Source organism: Cellulomonas phragmiteti, assembly GCF_016862775.1.
Taxonomy (GTDB): Bacteria; Actinomycetota; Actinomycetes; order Actinomycetales; family Cellulomonadaceae; genus Cellulomonas; species Cellulomonas phragmiteti.
Map to the genome: position 1 here is coordinate 148,647 of NZ_BONP01000004.1, position 15,732 is coordinate 164,378.

The 15,732-nt window shown below is 73.8% G+C and carries 16 protein-coding genes and 1 pseudogene; 12 read left to right on the forward strand and 5 right to left on the reverse strand.

Annotation, left to right across the window (positions count from 1 at the left end; translation table 11 throughout):
• Positions 1-109: 109 nt before the first annotated feature.
• A complete protein-coding gene (locus Cph01nite_RS05350) occupies positions 110-1,228 on the forward strand; it encodes a calcium/sodium antiporter (RefSeq protein ID WP_203671873.1) in 1,119 nt (372 codons plus the stop codon).
• Positions 1,229-1,501: 273 nt separating this feature from the next.
• Here Cph01nite_RS05350 and Cph01nite_RS05355 read toward each other — a convergent pair whose 3' ends face one another.
• Positions 1,502-2,218, reverse strand: a complete 717-nt coding sequence (locus Cph01nite_RS05355) for a DUF6518 family protein (protein WP_203671876.1) — start codon at positions 2,216-2,218, stop codon at positions 1,502-1,504.
• Positions 2,219-2,346: 128 nt separating this feature from the next.
• Here Cph01nite_RS05355 and Cph01nite_RS19030 point away from each other — a divergent pair, with 128 nt between their 5' ends.
• From Cph01nite_RS19030 to Cph01nite_RS05390, 8 genes are all read left to right on the forward strand, one after another.
• A complete protein-coding gene (locus Cph01nite_RS19030; protein ID WP_239069044.1) occupies positions 2,347-2,973 on the forward strand; it encodes a M15 family metallopeptidase in 627 nt (208 codons plus the stop codon).
• Complete coding sequence (alr, locus tag Cph01nite_RS19035; RefSeq protein ID WP_239069045.1) at positions 2,970-4,109, forward strand: alanine racemase; 1,140 nt, start codon at positions 2,970-2,972, stop codon at positions 4,107-4,109. The genes Cph01nite_RS19030 and alr overlap by 4 nt, the downstream gene beginning before the upstream one ends.
• Positions 4,109-5,047, forward strand: a complete 939-nt coding sequence (locus Cph01nite_RS05365) for a D-alanine--D-alanine ligase family protein (RefSeq protein ID WP_203671879.1) — start codon at positions 4,109-4,111, stop codon at positions 5,045-5,047. Before alr ends, Cph01nite_RS05365 begins: the two co-directional genes overlap by 1 nt.
• The gene (locus Cph01nite_RS05370; protein ID WP_203671882.1) at positions 5,044-6,051 is read left to right on the forward strand and encodes an acyltransferase family protein; all 1,008 of its coding nucleotides are present in this window, start codon (positions 5,044-5,046) and stop codon (positions 6,049-6,051) included. The genes Cph01nite_RS05365 and Cph01nite_RS05370 overlap by 4 nt, the downstream gene beginning before the upstream one ends.
• On the forward strand, positions 6,048-7,274 hold the full coding sequence (locus Cph01nite_RS05375) for an ATP-binding protein (RefSeq protein ID WP_203671885.1): 1,227 nt from the start codon (positions 6,048-6,050) through the stop codon (positions 7,272-7,274). Before Cph01nite_RS05370 ends, Cph01nite_RS05375 begins: the two co-directional genes overlap by 4 nt.
• Positions 7,275-7,281: 7 nt before the next feature.
• Positions 7,282-7,977 (forward strand): response regulator, encoded by a 696-nt coding sequence (locus Cph01nite_RS05380; RefSeq protein ID WP_203671888.1) that lies wholly within the window; start codon positions 7,282-7,284, stop codon positions 7,975-7,977.
• 113 nt (positions 7,978-8,090) lie between these two features.
• Complete coding sequence (locus tag Cph01nite_RS05385) at positions 8,091-8,384, forward strand: hypothetical protein (protein ID WP_203671891.1); 294 nt, start codon at positions 8,091-8,093, stop codon at positions 8,382-8,384.
• A gap of 8 nt (positions 8,385-8,392) precedes the next feature.
• A complete protein-coding gene (locus Cph01nite_RS05390; protein WP_203672059.1) occupies positions 8,393-8,770 on the forward strand; it encodes a hypothetical protein in 378 nt (125 codons plus the stop codon).
• A 151-nt stretch (positions 8,771-8,921) separates the two neighbouring features.
• On the opposite strand, the pseudogene Cph01nite_RS05395 reads toward Cph01nite_RS05390, so the two are convergent.
• A pseudogene (locus Cph01nite_RS05395) lies at positions 8,922-9,536 on the reverse strand (SDR family NAD(P)-dependent oxidoreductase); the annotation flags it as partial.
• A gap of 89 nt (positions 9,537-9,625) precedes the next feature.
• Between Cph01nite_RS05395 and Cph01nite_RS05400 the strand changes: the two are divergent.
• On the forward strand, positions 9,626-9,868 hold the full coding sequence (locus tag Cph01nite_RS05400) for a MerR family transcriptional regulator (RefSeq protein ID WP_203672031.1): 243 nt from the start codon (positions 9,626-9,628) through the stop codon (positions 9,866-9,868).
• Here Cph01nite_RS05400 and Cph01nite_RS05405 read toward each other — a convergent pair.
• Entirely contained in the window at positions 9,848-10,426 is a 579-nt protein-coding gene (locus Cph01nite_RS05405) for a mycothiol transferase (protein ID WP_203671894.1), read from the reverse strand. The two genes, Cph01nite_RS05400 and Cph01nite_RS05405, sit on opposite strands and share 21 nt — an antisense overlap.
• Before the next feature lie 53 nt (positions 10,427-10,479).
• Here Cph01nite_RS05405 and Cph01nite_RS05410 point away from each other — a divergent pair, with 53 nt between their 5' ends.
• Positions 10,480-11,460 (forward strand): helix-turn-helix transcriptional regulator, encoded by a 981-nt coding sequence (locus Cph01nite_RS05410; RefSeq protein WP_203671896.1) that lies wholly within the window; start codon positions 10,480-10,482, stop codon positions 11,458-11,460.
• 3 nt (positions 11,461-11,463) lie between these two features.
• Here the strand turns inward: Cph01nite_RS05410 and Cph01nite_RS05415 are convergent, their stop codons facing one another.
• Positions 11,464-11,757, reverse strand: a complete 294-nt coding sequence (locus Cph01nite_RS05415) for a hypothetical protein (RefSeq protein WP_203671898.1) — start codon at positions 11,755-11,757, stop codon at positions 11,464-11,466.
• Between the two features lie 1,024 nt (positions 11,758-12,781).
• Between Cph01nite_RS05415 and Cph01nite_RS05425 the strand changes: the two genes are divergently transcribed.
• A complete protein-coding gene (locus Cph01nite_RS05425) occupies positions 12,782-13,924 on the forward strand; it encodes an amidohydrolase family protein (protein WP_203671900.1) in 1,143 nt (380 codons plus the stop codon).
• Between the two features lie 57 nt (positions 13,925-13,981).
• On the opposite strand, the gene Cph01nite_RS05430 is transcribed toward Cph01nite_RS05425, so the two are convergent.
• Positions 13,982-15,613 (reverse strand): cation:proton antiporter domain-containing protein, encoded by a 1,632-nt coding sequence (locus tag Cph01nite_RS05430; protein WP_203671901.1) that lies wholly within the window; start codon positions 15,611-15,613, stop codon positions 13,982-13,984.
• Positions 15,614-15,732 lie beyond the last annotated feature (119 nt).

Genomic DNA, 15,732 nt, shown 5'->3' on the forward strand with positions numbered 1-15,732 from the left:
TCCGCGCGTGGAAGAATCCTGCCCCGATGGCACCTCACGAGCTCGGTCGCGGTGACGGTTCCCTCGTCGCTCTGACCTCGCGTCCCGGCTTCCCGAGGATGGACCCCGCGTGATCCTCACCGTCGCCCTGCTGGTCCTGGGGCTGGTCCTCCTGGTCGTCGGCGGCGAGCTCCTGGTGCGCGGGGGCAGCGGCCTCGGCCGCGCCGTCGGGCTCTCGCCGCTCGTCATCGGCCTGACGGTCGTCGCCTTCGCCACCTCCGCACCCGAGCTCGCGGTCTCCGTCGACGCCGCGGTGTCCGGGGCGCCGGGGATCGCGGTGGGCAACGTCGTCGGCAGCAACATCTCGAACATCCTGCTGGTGCTCGGCCTCGCCGCCCTGGTCCTGCCGATCGCCGTGCGCAGCCAGCTCGTGCGCGTGGACGTGCCGGTCATGGTCGTCTTCTCCGTGCTGGCGCTGGTCGCGGCGTGGGACGGCGCCGTCAGCCGCCCGGAGGGGGTGGTGCTCCTCGCCGCCCTGGTCGCCTACGTGGTCATGTCGCTGCGGATCGCGCGGCGTCCCGGGGAGCAGGCGCCGGTCGACGACGCCGCCGCGGCGCCGGCCACGGACGACGACGCGCCGCCACGCCCGCGGCCCCTGCGTGACGTGGGGCTCGTGCTCGCCGGCGTCGCCCTGCTGGTCCTCGGGGCGCGGCTGCTCGTGGGCTCGGCCACCACCATCGCGCAGGCCGTCGGTCTGAGCGACCTGGTCATCGGCCTGACGGTCGTCGCGATCGGGACCTCGCTGCCCGAGGTGGCCACGTCCGTCATCGCGGCGGTCCGCGGTGAGCGGGAGATGGCGATCGGCAACGTCCTGGGCAGCAACATCTTCAACATCGGTGCCGTGCTGGGGCTCACGGCCCTCATCGCTCCCGACGGCGTGCCGGTGGCGGACGCCGCGATCCGCTTCGACCTGCCCGTCATGGTCGTCGTCGCGCTGGTGGTGCTGCCGGTCGTGTTCACCGGGGCCCAGATCAGCCGGTGGGAGGCCGTGGCGTTCCTGGCGTACTACGTCGCGTACATCGCCTACCTCCTGCTCGCCGCGGCGGACCACGACGCCCTGCCCGTCCTCAGCACGGCCCTGGTGTGGTTCGTGGCACCGATGACGGCGCTCCTGCTCGCGCTGCTGACCGCGCACGAGTTCCGCGCGCGACGACGTCGGCGCGCCGAGCACCGGCCCCCGGGTCCCTGAGCCGTCCGTCACGGCCCCGTTCACGAGCGAGAGCCCGTCACCCGGGAGAGGGTGACGGGCTCACGTCGTGCGTCCGCCGCGGTCCGTCGGGCGGTGGTGCTCCGTAGGCGTCAGGCCCGGCGGCGGCGGCCGGTGAGCGCGTCGAGCACGCGCTTCAGCAGGGCTCCCTTGAACAGGGTCGAGACGAGTCCCATGGCTCCTCCTCCCTCGTCGGTCCTCCGGACGCTAGCGCCACCCGCGCCGGTGCGCGCGTCGGGGCGCACGACCGGGCGGTCACAGGATCGGGAGCCCGCTGCCGGTCACGGCCGTCAGCGCGTGGAACGCCACCGCGCCCAGCGCCAGGACCGGGACCGCCCACACCAGCGCCGGACGCAGCTGCCCCCGGGACCGCGCGAGCAGCACGAGCAGCACGACGCCGATGGTCGCGTGCACGGCCGCCTCGCCGTAGTAGCCCAGCACGAGCGCGTAGGTGACGACCGCCTCGGCCAACCACACGGCCGCCACGGTCGCGGGTGCCAGCCCGGCCAGCCGTCCCGTCGACGTCCGGTGGAGCCGGCCGACGGCGCCGAGCACGGGCCCGCCGACGACGGCCGCGACCGTCCACACGAGCACGAAGGTGGTGCCGACGGGGAAGCCGCGCAGGTCCGCCGTCAGGTAGTAGCCGGGCACCTGGGCGAGGCAGGCCAGAAGACCGAGGAGCGTGGCGCCCCACCAGCCGCGCGCGAGCCGCAGCCCCACGAGGAAGGGCGCCACGAGCCACGGGGCCACGGCGTTGGCCAGTGCGGTGAACGGCGTGGGCAGCCACGTCTGCAGGAAGGACGTCGCCACACCCACCGCGAGGCCAAGGGCCAACGCCACCGCGGCGGCGGCCACCGTGGACCGTAGGGACGCCGCGGAGTCGCGGGCCGCCGGCACCGCCGGAAAGACCGCCGGGGCGGCAGGACGTGCGGCCGTCTCGCGGGCGTCGGGGTGCGGGGTCGTCGCGATCATGACCACCAGCCTGGCCCGGTCCGACGACGCGCACCTCCACCCCGCGGCCAGGATCCCGGTACCTGCGGACGACGGACCGGCACCTGCGGCGGACGCTCGCGCCACCCGTGACCGAGCACGGTGCTCTCATGACGATCCTGCTGTCGGACCCGCGCGTGGCCGCGGTCCCCGTCCACGACAACGGCGAGCCGCTGGTCGCCCTGGACCCGGGTTTCGGTCCGGCCCGTGCGCTGGTGCGCGAGGGGGTGGCGCTCCGTCTCGCCGCCGCGCGGACCCGGTTGCCGGTGGGCGTGCGGCTGCGCGTGCTCGAGGGGCACCGGCCGGTGGCGTCCCAGCGCGCCATCATCGCGCGGTACTCCGCGGAGGTGGCGGCCGCACGGCCAGGGCTGTCCCCCGCGGAGCTGTCCCGGCTCACGAGCCGGTTCGTCGCCCCGGTCGCCGTCGCGCCGCACGTGGCCGGTTCCGCGGTCGACCTCACGCTCGTCGACGACCAGGGCCGGGAGCTCGACATGGGCACGCCGGTGGACGCGACGCCCGAGCAGTCCGAGGGGCGGTGCTTCACCGCGGCCCCCGACATCTCCCCCGCGGCGAGGGCCCACCGGGCCCTGCTGGGCGACGTGCTGGGCACGGCGGGCCTCGTCAACTACCCCACCGAGTGGTGGCACTGGTCGTGGGGGGACCGGTACTGGGCCCTGCTGACCGGCGCCGACGCCGCGCTGCACGGATCTGTCGACCTCGCGAGGGCCGTCGCGTGAGCGCGCTGGCGTACGCGACGCCCCGGACCGGCAGCCACCCGACGCTCACCGTCGACCTCGGCGCGGTCGCGGACAACACCGCGCTCCTCGTCGGGCGCGCGGCGGGTGAGGTGATGGCGGTGGTCAAGGCCGACGGGTTCGGGCACGGCATGGTCGACGTGGCCCGCACGGCGCTCGCGGCCGGTGCGACCCGGCTGGGCGTGACCAGCCTGGAGGAGGCCGGGCGGCTGCGGGCGGCGGGACTGCGCGCACCGGTGCTCAGCTGGCTCAACCCGGTCGACGCCGACTGGGCCGCGGTGCTCGAGCTCGGGGTGGACGTCGCGGTGCCCGGTCGCGAGCACCTCGACGCGGTGGTCCGCGCGGCGCCGGGCGCGCGGGTGCACCTGCAGGTGGACACGGGTATGGCACGGGACGGCGCCGAGCCGAGCCGGTGGGCGGACCTGTGCCGGGCCGCGCGCGCGGCCGAGCGCCGCGGCCTGCTGCGCGTCGTGGGGGTGATGGGTCACCTGGCCTGCGCGGACCAGCCGGCGCACCCGGCCAACGTCGCGGGGCGCGACCGCTTCACCTGGGCCGTCACGACCGCCGGGGCAGCCGGGCTGCGGCCGGTGGACCGGCACCTGGCCGCCACGGCCGCCACCCTCCTCGACCCCCGCAGCCACCACACGATGTCCCGGGTCGGGGCCGGGCTCGTCGGCATCGACCCGTCCGGGACGACCGCGTTGCGGTCACCGCTGACGCTGACGGCGCCTCTCGTCGACGTGCGTGACGTCCCCGCCGGGTGTCCCGTCGGGTACGGCCACACGTGGCGCGCCCCGGTGGCGACGCGCCTGGGCCTGCTCCCGCTCGGCTACGCGGACGGCCTGCCGCGGGCCGCCTCCGGGCGTGCGGAGGTTCTGGTGCGCGGCCGTCGCCGCCCCGTCGTGGGACGGATCTCCATGGACATGGCGGTCGTGGACCTGGGTGCCGACGGCACCGGTGCGGGTGAGGTCGTCACCGTGCTCGGTCCGGGGAACGACGGCGAGCCCACGGTGCGGGAGTGGGCGGCCTGGTCCGGCACGATCGAGCACGAGGTCGTCACGGGCCTCGGTGCGCGGCTGCTGCGTACCGTGTGCCCCGCGGGCCCGAGGGGCCTGTGATGGGCGCGCGCGTGGCCGTCGTGGGCGGCGGTCAGAACTGCGAGCACGACGTCTCCCTGGCGTCCGCTGCCGCGGCCGTCGCCGCGCTGCGGACCGTCGGCCACGAGGTGGTCGCCCTGACGATCGACCGGGACGGGGAGTGGCGTGACGCGCAGGACCGCCCGCTCGGCCTCGCCGGCGCCGTGCAGGTGCTCGGCACGTGCGACGTCGTCGTGCCCGCGCTGCACGGCCCGCGGGGCGAGGACGGCACCGTGGCTGCGCTGTGCGAGCTCGCCGGCCTGCCGTACGTGGGCTCGGGCGTCGGGGCGGGAGCGCTGGCCATGGACAAGTGGGTGACCAAGCTCGTCGCCGAGGCGGTGGGCGTCGCCACCGCACCCGGTGTCCTGCTCACCGCCGCGACGGCGGCCGACCACGCCTGGACGCACCCCGTCGTCGTCAAGCCGGTCGCCGCCGGCTCCAGCCACGGGGTCTCGCTGGTCCGCACGCCGGACGAGCTGGCCCCTGCCCTGGCCGCCGCGCTGGCCCTGGACGACCGGGTGCTCGTCGAGGACGTCGTCGTCGGCCGCGAGGTGGACGTCGCGGTGCTCGGGCGCCCCGACGGCTCCCGGGTGGTGCCGCCGGCGCTCGAGGTGGTGGTCGACGGGCTGTTCGACCTCGGGACCAAGTACGACGGCACCGCGTGCTTCCGGGTGCCTGCGCCCCTGACGGACGCTGAGCGCGACGCGCTGCGGACCGCCGCGGTCACCGTGTACGACGCACTCGGCTGCGCGGGCGTCGCGCGGGTCGACTTCTTCCTCACCGCCGACGGCCCCGTGCTCAACGAGGTCAACACCATGCCCGGGTTCACCGAGCACTCGCAGGTGCCCCGGATGTTCGCGGCCGGCGGCACGTCCTACCCCGAGCTGCTGGACCTGCTGGTGCGGGACGTGCTCGCATGAGCGGGCGCATCGAGGCGATCGACCTGCTCCGCGGCATCGCCGTCGCGCTCGTCCTGCTGCGGCACGCCTTCCCGGAGCCGTTCGCGGGCGCCGGCGTGGTCGGGATCGTCATGTTCTTCACCCTCAGCGGCTACCTCATCACAGGGGTGCTGCTGGGCGAGCTGGAGCGCACCGGTCGCGTCGACCTGGGCCGCTTCTACCGGCGCCGCGCGCGCCGGCTCGTGCCGGCGCTGGTCGCGCTCGTCGCCGGCGTGGTGCTGGTGACCCTGCTGCTCGACCCGCTCGGTGACCGCGACGAGCTGCCGAAGACCGTCGCGGTCGCCCTGACGTGGACGGGCAACCTGCCCTTCGGTCACGCGAGCGACGCGACGTTCCACCTGTGGACGCTCGCGACCGAGGAGCAGTTCTACCTGTTCTGGCCGGCCGTGCTCGCCCTCGGGTTCGCGCGGCGGCGCGTCGGCGTGACGCTGCTGGTCGTCGCCGGCGTGTGCGCCCTCGCGTGCGTGTCGACCGTCGTCTGGCTGGCCGAGGAGCCGGACCTGGCCTACAGCCTGCCGACCAGCTGGGCGATCTGCTTCGTGGTCGGCGCGGCTGCCCGCGTGCTGCAGGAACGCGTCGTCGTGCCGGTCTGGGCCGTCCCGGTGGCGCTCGTCGCCCTGGCGGTGCTCAGCGTGGTTCCCTTGAGAGGACACGCGCTCACGTACCTGGCGGGAGGTCCGGCCATCGCTGCGCTCACCGCGGTGCTGCTGCTGGCGTGGCGCACCTGGACCGAGGTGAGGCCACCGGCCCTGCGCGCCCTCGTCGCGCTCGGCACCGTGTCGTACGGCGCCTACCTGTGGAACTACCCGCTGACGGTGTGGCTGCGCCCGCACGTCGAGCACGGTGCGGGCGCGCTCGCCCTCGTCCTCACGCTCGGCCTGGCGGCGCTGAGCTGGCACCTCGTGGAGCGGCCGTTGCAGCCGCGGGCGCTGCAGCCGCGGGCGCACAGCCGGGTGCCGGCGTGAGCGCCGACGGCTGGCGGGCCTGGGCCCCCGAGGGGGGCGGCGCGGTCGCCGTCCTGCTCCTGGGCGACCTGCAGGCTGCCCAGGACGCGCGGCCCGCCGCGCTGCTGCCCGTCCTGGGTCTGGCGGCCGCGGTGCTGCTGGTGCGCAGGGCCCCGGGTGCGTCGCTGGCGGTCGTCTGGGTCGTGGCCGTCGCGCACGTGATGATCGCGGTCCCGGTGCTCGGGATCGAGGTGGCGGTCGCGGTGGTGGCCTTCGGCTGCGCCCGCTGGGGCGGGCGGGCCACCGTGGTGGCCAGCGGCGTCTCCATCCCCGCCGCGGCCGGGCTCGCGGGGATCCTGCTGGCAGGCGGGTGGTACGGCTTCGTCGGCGACGTCGGGATCCTGCGGGACCTGGTCGCGTCCGCCTCCCGCGTCGGCAACACCGTCGTGGGGATCGCGCTGCTCTGGGTGCTCCTGCTCGTGCTGCCGTGGCTGGCGGGGTTCACGCTGCGCGCCGTCGCGCGCGCCCGGCGGTCCGAGGACTCGCAGGCGGCGGCCGAACAGGACGCGCTGCGTGCCCAGCGCGAGACGGCGCAGGCGCGCGAGATCGCGCAGCTGCGCGAGGACCAGGCGAGCCTGGCGCGCGACGTGCACGACGTCGTGGGCCACTCGCTGGCGGTCATCCTCGCCCAGGCGGAGTCGGCGCAGTTCCTGCCCGACGACCCCGCGGCGCTCAAGGCGACGATGGCCACGATCGCCACCTCGGCCCGCGCGTCGCTGCAGGACGTGCGCGGGGTGCTGAGTCCCACGAGCCCACCGGTCGCGCGCCCGGGCGGGCTGGACCAGCTGGTCGAGGGCGTGCGGGCCAGCGGCCACGAGGTGGTCTCGCAGCAGCTCGGCGACCCGCGCCCGATGCCGCCGGAGCTCGAGGTCGTCGCGTTCCACGTGCTGCAGGAGATGCTCACCAACGCGATCCGGCACGGGACGCGGGAGGCGCCCGTCGTGGTCGAGCGCCGCTGGCCCGACGGTGGTGCGGGCCAGGACCTGCGCATCGAGGTCCGCAACGTCGAGGGCGGGAGCCCGCCGGACGCCCCGGCACCCGAGCGCGCCGGCCGGGGGATCGACGGCATGCGGCGTCGTCTGGAGTCGGTCGGCGGGCGGCTGGAGGTCGGTCGCGGCGAGTCGCCCGAGGGTCGCACCTTCATCGCCACCGCCTGGGTGCCGGTGCGCGCGAGGACGGCATGATGAACGGGTGACGGAGATCTCGGTGCTGCTGGTGGACGACCAGGAGCTGTTCCGCGAGGGCGTCCGGGTCATCGTCGACGCCCAGGAGGGCATGCGGGTCGTCGGCTCGGCCGGTGACGGCGTCGAGGCGGTCCGGCTGGTCGACGAGCTGTCGCCGGACGTCGTGCTCATGGACGTGCGCATGCCGGAGATGGACGGCGTGGAGGCGACCCGGCAGATCTGCTCCCCGGCGCGGGTCGCCGCGCGGTCGTCCCCGGTGCGGGTGATCGTGCTCACGACGTTCGACCTCGACGACCGCGCCGCCACGGCCATCCGGCACGGTGCGAGCGGCTTCCTGCTCAAGGACACGACGCCGACCATGCTGCGCGACGCGATCCGGACGGTGCACGCGGGCAACGCCGTGCTCGCCCCGCGCGACCTGTCGGCGCTGCTCGACCGACAGTTCCGCGCGCCCGCGCCGCCGCCGCCGGGGTTCGACACGCTCACCGAGCGGGAGCGGGAGGTGTTCGACGCGGTCGCCCGCGGCATGTCCAACACCGAGATCGCCCGGCTGGTGTTCGCCTCGGAGTCGACGGTCAAGACCCACGTCGGTGCCGTGCTGCGCAAGCTGGCCCTGCGGGACCGGGTGCAGGTCGTCGTGCTCGCGCACGAGCACGGCCTGCTCGACCCCGGTGAGGCCGGCGGACGCGGCCCCGGGGACTAGGCGGGCGCCGCGCGACGAGCGACCACGTGCGCATCCGACACGTGTACGGAAAGTTGTACACTGTCTCGCTCAACTAGTTGACCTGACGGCGCGACGCGCGCAGACTTGCTTTCATGTCGATCATCCAGCCGGTCGAGCCCACCAGCGTTGCCCGCGCGGCGCTCTCCGAGACCCTCAAGCGCTTCCGCCGCGAGGGGCTCCACGCTGACCCGTTGGTCTTCGGCAGCCACCGCCGGGCCGAGGCGGTGGTCATGCCGTGGGCGCTGTACGAGGCCGTCCTGCCGGCGATCGAAGACGCTCAGATTGCCCCTGTGCTGCGTGAGCGGATGCACGACGGCCGCGAGCGCGTGGCGCTCGAGGAGGCCATCGACGAGCTGGGGTTCGATCGCTCTGAGTTCGACCTCTGAGCGCACCGGTGAAGCTGGAGCTGCACCCGGACGTCGTGAGCGACATCCGGGCACTGCCGAACGAGGCTGCGCAACGCGCCGCGATCGACACGATCAGTCAGATCCGTCAGGGCCGACGTGAGGGCAAGCCGCTGGAGTACCGCGCTGGAACGGGTGACCTGCGTGACTGTCGCAAGTGCTACTTCGACGCCCCCGGGCGTGAGGACAAGCCGCGCTTCCGGCTCGTGTACCACGTGACCAGCGAGGACAACCTGCAGGTGCTGGCTGCCGAGGTCGTCGCCGTCGGCGAGCGCGCCGACCTGGCCGCGTATCACGAGGCAGCGATCCGGCTGGGTCGGCACCCCAACGACGGTGTCCCTGCGGACTCGGACGACGGGCGCTCCTGACCGGTTCGATCCGGCGAGCCGGCAGACCGACGACGATGTCGAGCAGCGGGACCTGGGCGCCGACGACGCCGACCCACCCCGCCGCACGCATCTCCGCGCTGGTCAGATGCCGCTGCAGGGGAGTGAGGATGTACCCCGGAGCCGCGGAGCAGGCACGCACGCCGACGGGTGACCCGAGCGCGTCGAGCTGGGCCGCGAACAGCCGGTTGGCGGTCTTGGACTGCAGGTAGGCCTCCCACTTGTCATACCCGCGGGTGAGGTGGATGTCGTCCCAGCGGATCCGCGAGACGCCGGACGTCGCCATGACCACGCGCGCTCCGGGGGCGGCGGTGATGACCGGCCACAGGTGGTGGACGAGCGCGACGTGCCCGAGGTGGTTCACGGCGAACTGGGCTTCCCAGCCCGGGCCGACCCGGGTCAGTGGGCAGGCCATGATCCCTGCGTTGGCCACGACCACGTCGACCGGTCGCCCCGCGCGCACGACCCGGGCGGCGAAGGCCGCGACGCTGCTCAGATCGGCCAGATCCATCTCGTCCACCTGGACGTCCGGGAGATCTGACAGGGCGGCCCGGGCGACGGCGGGCCGACGGGCGGGAACCAGGACGTCCGCACCGGCCGCGGCCAGGGCGCGGGTCGTCTCCAAGCCGAGGCCGGAGTAGCCGCCCGTGACGACGGCGAGCCGGCCGCGGAGGTCGAGGCCGTCGACCACCTCGCGTGCGGTCGGTCGTCCTGGGGTGGTGGGCAGCGCGGGGGCGTCGGAGGTCATGTCGCGGACGCCTCGACCTCGACCTCGACCTTGACCTCGACCGCGGTCGAGGTCAACGGGCACCGGACGTGCCGTACGGTCGTGTCGTGGTGAGCGTCCCTGAGGGGTTGAGCATCGGCGAGGTCGCCCGGCGGAGCGGTCTCAGCATCCACACGCTGCGTCTGTACGAGCGGGAGGGCCTGCTCACCGGACCGGTCCGGCGGGATGCGGCCGGTCGGCGGCGCTACAGCGCGTGGGACGTGGAGTGGCTGGGCAGCTGCCGGTTGTTCCGGGCGTCAGGCATGCCGGCGGGCACCGGGGATGGCTCCGGCTCACGTCCGGGTGGTGCGTGAAGGGCGCGTCGGCAGCGGTGGGTCCTCGCCCACCAGGCCGTCGATCGCCTCACGGAACAGGTCGGCGTGCCCGACGTGCCGCGCGTACTCGTCGTGGAGGTCGACCAGGGCGCGGCGCAGGTTGCCACCCGGGCCGGGCCCGTCGGCCGCCCTGGTCGGCTGGTCGAGGCCTCCGGCCGAGAGCATGCGGTCCAAGGCCTCGGTGGAGCGGGCGACGCAGTCGGCCCAGAGCGCGTAGAGCTCCTCCGGGGTGTCGTCGGCCGCCGACCGCCACTCCCAGTCGGGGCCGTCGTAGCCGGCCCACTGGCGCCCGTAGCCGGGGCCGCCGAAGCACTCGGCCGTGCGCTGCGCCTCCACCAGGGACAGGTGCTTGATCAGCCCGGCCAGAGTCATCGCCGACGGTGGCTGGGCCGCATGGAGAGCGGCGTGGTCCAGCCCGCCCACCTTCCAGGCGAACTGGGCTCGGCTGCGCTGGAGGGCGAACAGCATCATCTCGACCTCCCCGGCGTCGTCTGCGGGCTCGTCGATCGTCGTGCTCACGGGCGGGTTGTGCGTCATGCGGGGAGGCTACGACGGTATCCGGACGTTGCCCTTCCGGGTTGAATGAGGAGATGGCGCGCGAGTCGAGTCCCACCGCCCGAGCGCTCCTGGCTCTGGAGGCGATCCAGGCCTGTCCCGGCATCACCGCCGACGCGCTCGCGGCACGGCTCGGCGTCTCCGAGCGCGCGGCGCGGCGCTACGTGGCGGTCCTCCGCGAGGCCGGCATCTCCGTCGAGTCGCTGCGCGGGCGGTTCGGCGGCTACCGGGCAGGACGCGGTGTCCGTCTGCCACCACTGATGTTCAGCGCCACCGAGGCGCTCCACCTGGTCATGGCCGTGCTGGACGGTCACCACGACGTCCGTGACGGGTCCGGTCCGGTCGCCGGCGCACTCGGCAAGATCGTCCGCGCCCTGCCGCACGGCGTCGCGACCCAGGTGGAGGCGCTGCGCCTGGCGGCGGCGCCGGCCCTCGACCTGGCGGCCGTCCGTCCCGACCCGTCGACGACCGCAGCGCTCGTGGAGGCGTGCGCGGAGCGCCGACGCGTCCGGCTCCGCTACCGCTCGGACGCCGGATCGGAGTGGGACCTCGACGCCGACCCCTGGGCGGTCGTCGTGCGGCACGGGCGGTGGTACCTGCTGTGCTGGTCGCACCGCAGCGGCGCCGTGCGCACCCTGCGCGTCGACCGGGTGCGCTCGACGACGACGCTGCCCGACACCTTCGACCCGCCCGCGGACCTCGATCCGGTGAGGATGCTCGAGGAGCACCTCGCCGTCGGGTGGGAGTACGACGTGGACGTCCTCATCGATGCCGAGGTCGATGCCGTCCGGCAGTACCTGCCCCGGTCCCTCGGGCGGCTGGAGCCGTCCGGGGGGACGGCGACGCGGCTGACCGGCACCACGGGCAACCCGTACTGGTACGCCGAGCAGCTCACGGTCATCCCCGTGGGCTTCGAGGTCGTCGGCGGGCCGGAGCTGCGCCAGACGACACGCCGGCTCGGTGAGCGACTGCTCGCGGCGACGGGTGGGGGGTCCGGGGGTGACCCCGGGCGATGAAGCTCACGTGCCTGGCCGTCCTCCCGTGCTGGCGACGCGTTCGTCGACCGCCGTGACGAGCTGCTGCTCGATCTGACTCGCTGATTCAGCCGCCCCAGGGTCGCACCTGGCGATCGCCAACGCGACGGCCTGGGTGTACTCGTCCTCGTCGTCCTCCCACGCCAGCGCCAGGGCCTCCAACGCCGGCAGCAGCACGGGGTCCGCGAGCTCTGCCGCCGCCTCGAGCGCCACCAGCTCGACGGGCTGGTCCGGCTCCTCGATCCGGGCCCGGACTCGGACCAGCGCCTCGGGGGACACGCCCGGCGGGCCAGCCCCAGCAGCGCTTCCGCTGCCGTCTCGGGGTCCTCGTCGTCCAGCCGCGCGATCAGGGCGGCACGGATTGCGGGCGAGTCCTGCGACCACGGAGAGCCGAGGCCGAACGTCGCCCAGTCACGTACCCGGGGGTCGGTGTCCGACGAGAGCGTGATCAAGGCACCGAGACCCTGCTCGGTCGGACGGTCGCCGTACGACATGCCCGGCACGGACATCGCCACCGCCAGCCGCACGCCGGGAGCCGGGTCCCCCGCGAACGACAGCAGCGCGTCGAGCCACGCGGCGTCCTCCGCCTTGCCCAGGGCGCCGACCAGGTCCCCGCGGACGTCGTCGTCCCGCTCCGCGCGGGCCGCACGCAGCACCTCGGGGAGCACGCGCGCGCCGTGGGGTCGTCCCTGCGGGTACCCGAACTGTCCGAGGACCCACCCAGCGGCCTGTCGGTGCCACGGGTCGTCGTGCGACAGCGCGCTCAGAGCCAGCTCGAGGACGGACTCCTCCGCCTCGACCTGGAGCTGTGCGACCAGCGCCGCTGCCTCGTCGTCCACCTCAGCGTCCTCGAGCTCCTGCCCCAGCGCGAGCAGCCGTACCCACCCTGCGTCGACGTCAGGCACGAGGCCGACGGTATCGCGCACGCTCCGACGCGGCGCCGACGCGCGTGCGTGTCCCAGCCCTCGACCGCGCGGGCCTGGGACAGGGCCGCCCCTGGAGAAGTCGCCTCGCCCGCGGCAGTACGCGTCACCTCCGGGAGGAGTACGCGGCGACTCCGGGAGGAGTACGTGGCGACCGCGGCCCGGCGTCATCGTGGTGGACACCACCCAGTCATCGGAGTTCTGGTGCCTGGTCGTCCAGATTGCACAGCTGTCGAGCGGCAGCTGCGAGAGCGATGTCATCCGACGCTGACGACGCATGCCGGTCGATGTGAGCGTCGCGGACCCGGGCGGGTACGCGAGGACCCCGGTTGTCGGTCTTCACGGTCACCGCACACCACACCACGGGAGGACCTGCACACATGAATCCGATCGAACGAGGACCAGCGCAACCGTCGATGGGGCGCCGCGGGTTTCTCGCAGGCGCGGTCGCACTCGGCGCCGGCGTCGGACTGTCCGCGACGGCACTCGCGTCGTGCACCGCCGCCCCGAGGGGCCAGGACATCTCGCTCCGTGACCAGGACCTGAAGTTCATCGGTGCGGAGGAGACCTTCACGACTCCCGAGCTGCTGACGCTGAACTCCATCAACGAGGACCACATCGCGTTCCTCGAGGAGATCGGCCTCGCAGATCTGGGCGAGCGCCGCATCGGTGACATGGACGAGGGAGGGCTGAACGTCCAGATCCTGTCTGCGCACACGCCGTCGGTGCAGAACGTCCCGGGGCAAGAGGGGATCGACCTCGCCCATCTTCTCAACCGGCGGCTCGTGGACGGGCCGATGGCCAGCTATCCCGGACGCTTCCAGGCCTTCGCGACCTTGCCGTTGCAGAGCCCGGAGGCAGCGGCGGACGAGCTGGAGCGCTCGGTGCGGGACGACGGGTTCCTGGGCGCACTGACCAACGGGCACATCGCGAAGAAGTACCTCGACCATCCCGAGTTCGAGCCCGTCCTGGCGCGTGCCGAGGCACTCGACGTGCCGATCTACCTGCATCCCGGCTACCCGACCGACGAGGTCTTCCAGACCTACTACAGCACGACGCGTTCGGAGTACACGAAGGAGTACCAGGACTACATCTTCAGCGGATCCGGATACGGCTGGCACCAGGAGGTGCTGACCCAGTGCATCCGGATGATCGCGTACGGGGTCTTCGACAGGTTCCCCAAGCTGAAGATCATCGTGGGCCACATGGGCGAAGGTCTTCCGTTCTACTACGAGCGGATCGCCCAGGACATGGGCGAGCCGACCGAGGACTCGCTCGAGAAGCCCTTCGAGCAGTACTTCCAGGACAACTTCTGGTTCACGACCAGCGCGTTCTTCCAGGACGACCTGCTCCATCTCCTGCTGAAGTACATCAGTGTTGATCGAGTGCTGTTCGCGACGGACTACCCCTTCGCGGGCATCAAGGAGGGCACCGACTGGTTCCGAGCGGTCGATCTGCCGCGTGAGGACAAGGAGAAGATCGCGTTCCGCAATGCTGAGAAGCTGTTCGGCATCACGGTCTGACGTCATGACCCTCGGGTCGTTCGGCAGGTGCCTGTCCTGACCGCGCCGACGCCGCGGTCAGCCCGGTGGCAGGCCCTGCGTGGCGTCCGGGTCCGGTGCGTGCGGGGCCCCCTCGCGGAACATGAGCACCTCGGCCGCGTGGTCGGCGAGCGCGGTGCCGGCCGAGCCGTACAGGTGGAAGACGGCGTCCGCGCCGTGCCGGCGCAGCTCCGCGACGTCGTCGTCGTACCGGGCGACGGCAGCGACCTTGCCCGTGAAGCCGGCCGCGTGCAGGCGTGCCAGCGCGATGAGGTTGGCGTTGTGGAACGGCATCGCGAGCACCACGGCCTGCACCTGCCCCGCTCGTTCGACGCGACCCCAGAACTCGACGTCGGTCGCGTCGGCGCGGAGCACCTCGAACCCCTGCTCACCGAGCTCGGCGACACGGGCGGGGTCGTGCTCGACGCCCACGACGGACAGCCCGTACCCGTCGCGCAGCCGGACGTACGTCGCTGCGCCGATGCGGCCGAGGCCGAGCACGAGCGCGTCGGCCCTGCCGACGTCGACGAGCCGGTCGTCGGGGTGGAGCTGGGCGGTGCTGTGGTGCGGCAGGAGCCGGACCATCCGGGCGGCCAGCTCCACTCCGCGGCGGTTGAGGAGGGCCGAGACGGCGAAGCTCATGGCGACGGCCAGCGAGATGACCACGACCCACCGGTCACCCAGCAGCCCGACGGACGCGCCGACCGCCGCGACGATGATCCCGAACTCCGAGAAGTTGGCGAGCACGAGCGCGGCGAGGAACGCCGTGCGCCTGCGCAGTCGCATCGCCCACAGCAGCACGGCGTAGAACGCGACCTGGGCCGGCAGGACGGCGAGCAGCGCGAGTGCGACGAGGACCTCGTCGAGCCCCGGGATCCCGTGCAGGCCGATCTGCAGGAAGAACGCGACGAGCAAGAGGTCCTTGAAGGTCATGAGCGACCGCGAGAGGTCCGACGCCCGGGGGTTCTTGGCCAGGAGCACGCCCATGACGAGGGCGCCCAGCTCGCCGTGCACGCCGACCGCCTCGAACAGCCCCCAGCCCACCGCCACCGCGACGCTCACGCCGAACAGGGCCTGGAGCTCGCCGTGCCCGATGCGGTCCCACACCCGGTGCAGTGGTCGTGCGGCCGGGACGAGCAGGACCAGTGCGAATGCCCACGGGCTCGGCACCTTCCCGCCGGCGATCGCCATGAAGACCACGGCCGCGACGTCCTGCACCACGAGCAGCCCGACGGCGATCCGGCCGTACAGCGACGTCGCGTCCGACCGGTCCTCGAGGACCTTGACGACGAGCACCGTCGAGGAGAACGACAGCGCGAACCCCACGAGCGCGAGGCCGCCCAGCGGCTCGCCGGCGACGAGGGCCGGGCCGATCACGGCGAGCAGGCCGAGGAACCCGAGCCCGACCGCCGTCGAGAGCACCATGTGGACGGACGCGGTGAGCCAGATCTCGCGGCGCAGGAGGGTGCGCGCGTCGAACTTCAGACCGATCGCGAACAGCAGCAGGACCACGCCGATCTCGGCGACGTGCTCGAGACCGTCGGGCGCGGGGGCGTCCAGCGCTCCGAGGGCGAAGCCTGCGGCGAGGTACCCGACGAGCGGCGGCAGCCGGACGGCCGACGCGAGCAGGCCGCCGACGAGGGCGGCCACGATGTACAGCGCCAGCTCCATGCCGCTCCTCCCCCGGGGTGGGCGGCCATCATCGCGCGCCCCCCGGGGCCTGCGGAACCCGCGCTCAGCCGACGGTGCGCGGCAGCACGACGGTGTCGTCCAGCGGGGTGGCTGGCAAA

Excerpts from the sequence above, each read along its gene's own strand:
- Cph01nite_RS05355 (WP_203671876.1), bottom strand. The coding sequence starts at position 2,218 with ATGATCGCGACGACCCCGCACCCCGACGCCCGCGAGACGGCCGCACGT.
- Cph01nite_RS19030 (WP_239069044.1), top strand. The coding sequence starts at position 2,347 with ATGACGATCCTGCTGTCGGACCCGCGCGTGGCCGCGGTCCCCGTCCAC.
- Cph01nite_RS05365 (WP_203671879.1), top strand. The coding sequence starts at position 4,109 with ATGGGCGCGCGCGTGGCCGTCGTGGGCGGCGGTCAGAACTGCGAGCAC.
- Cph01nite_RS05370 (WP_203671882.1), top strand. The coding sequence starts at position 5,044 with ATGAGCGGGCGCATCGAGGCGATCGACCTGCTCCGCGGCATCGCCGTC.
- Cph01nite_RS05385 (WP_203671891.1), top strand. The coding sequence starts at position 8,091 with ATGTCGATCATCCAGCCGGTCGAGCCCACCAGCGTTGCCCGCGCGGCG.
- Cph01nite_RS05405 (WP_203671894.1), bottom strand. The coding sequence starts at position 10,426 with ATGACGCACAACCCGCCCGTGAGCACGACGATCGACGAGCCCGCAGAC.
- Cph01nite_RS05410 (WP_203671896.1), top strand. The coding sequence starts at position 10,480 with ATGGCGCGCGAGTCGAGTCCCACCGCCCGAGCGCTCCTGGCTCTGGAG.
- Cph01nite_RS05425 (WP_203671900.1), top strand. The coding sequence starts at position 12,782 with ATGAATCCGATCGAACGAGGACCAGCGCAACCGTCGATGGGGCGCCGC.
- Cph01nite_RS05430 (WP_203671901.1), bottom strand. The coding sequence starts at position 15,613 with ATGGAGCTGGCGCTGTACATCGTGGCCGCCCTCGTCGGCGGCCTGCTC.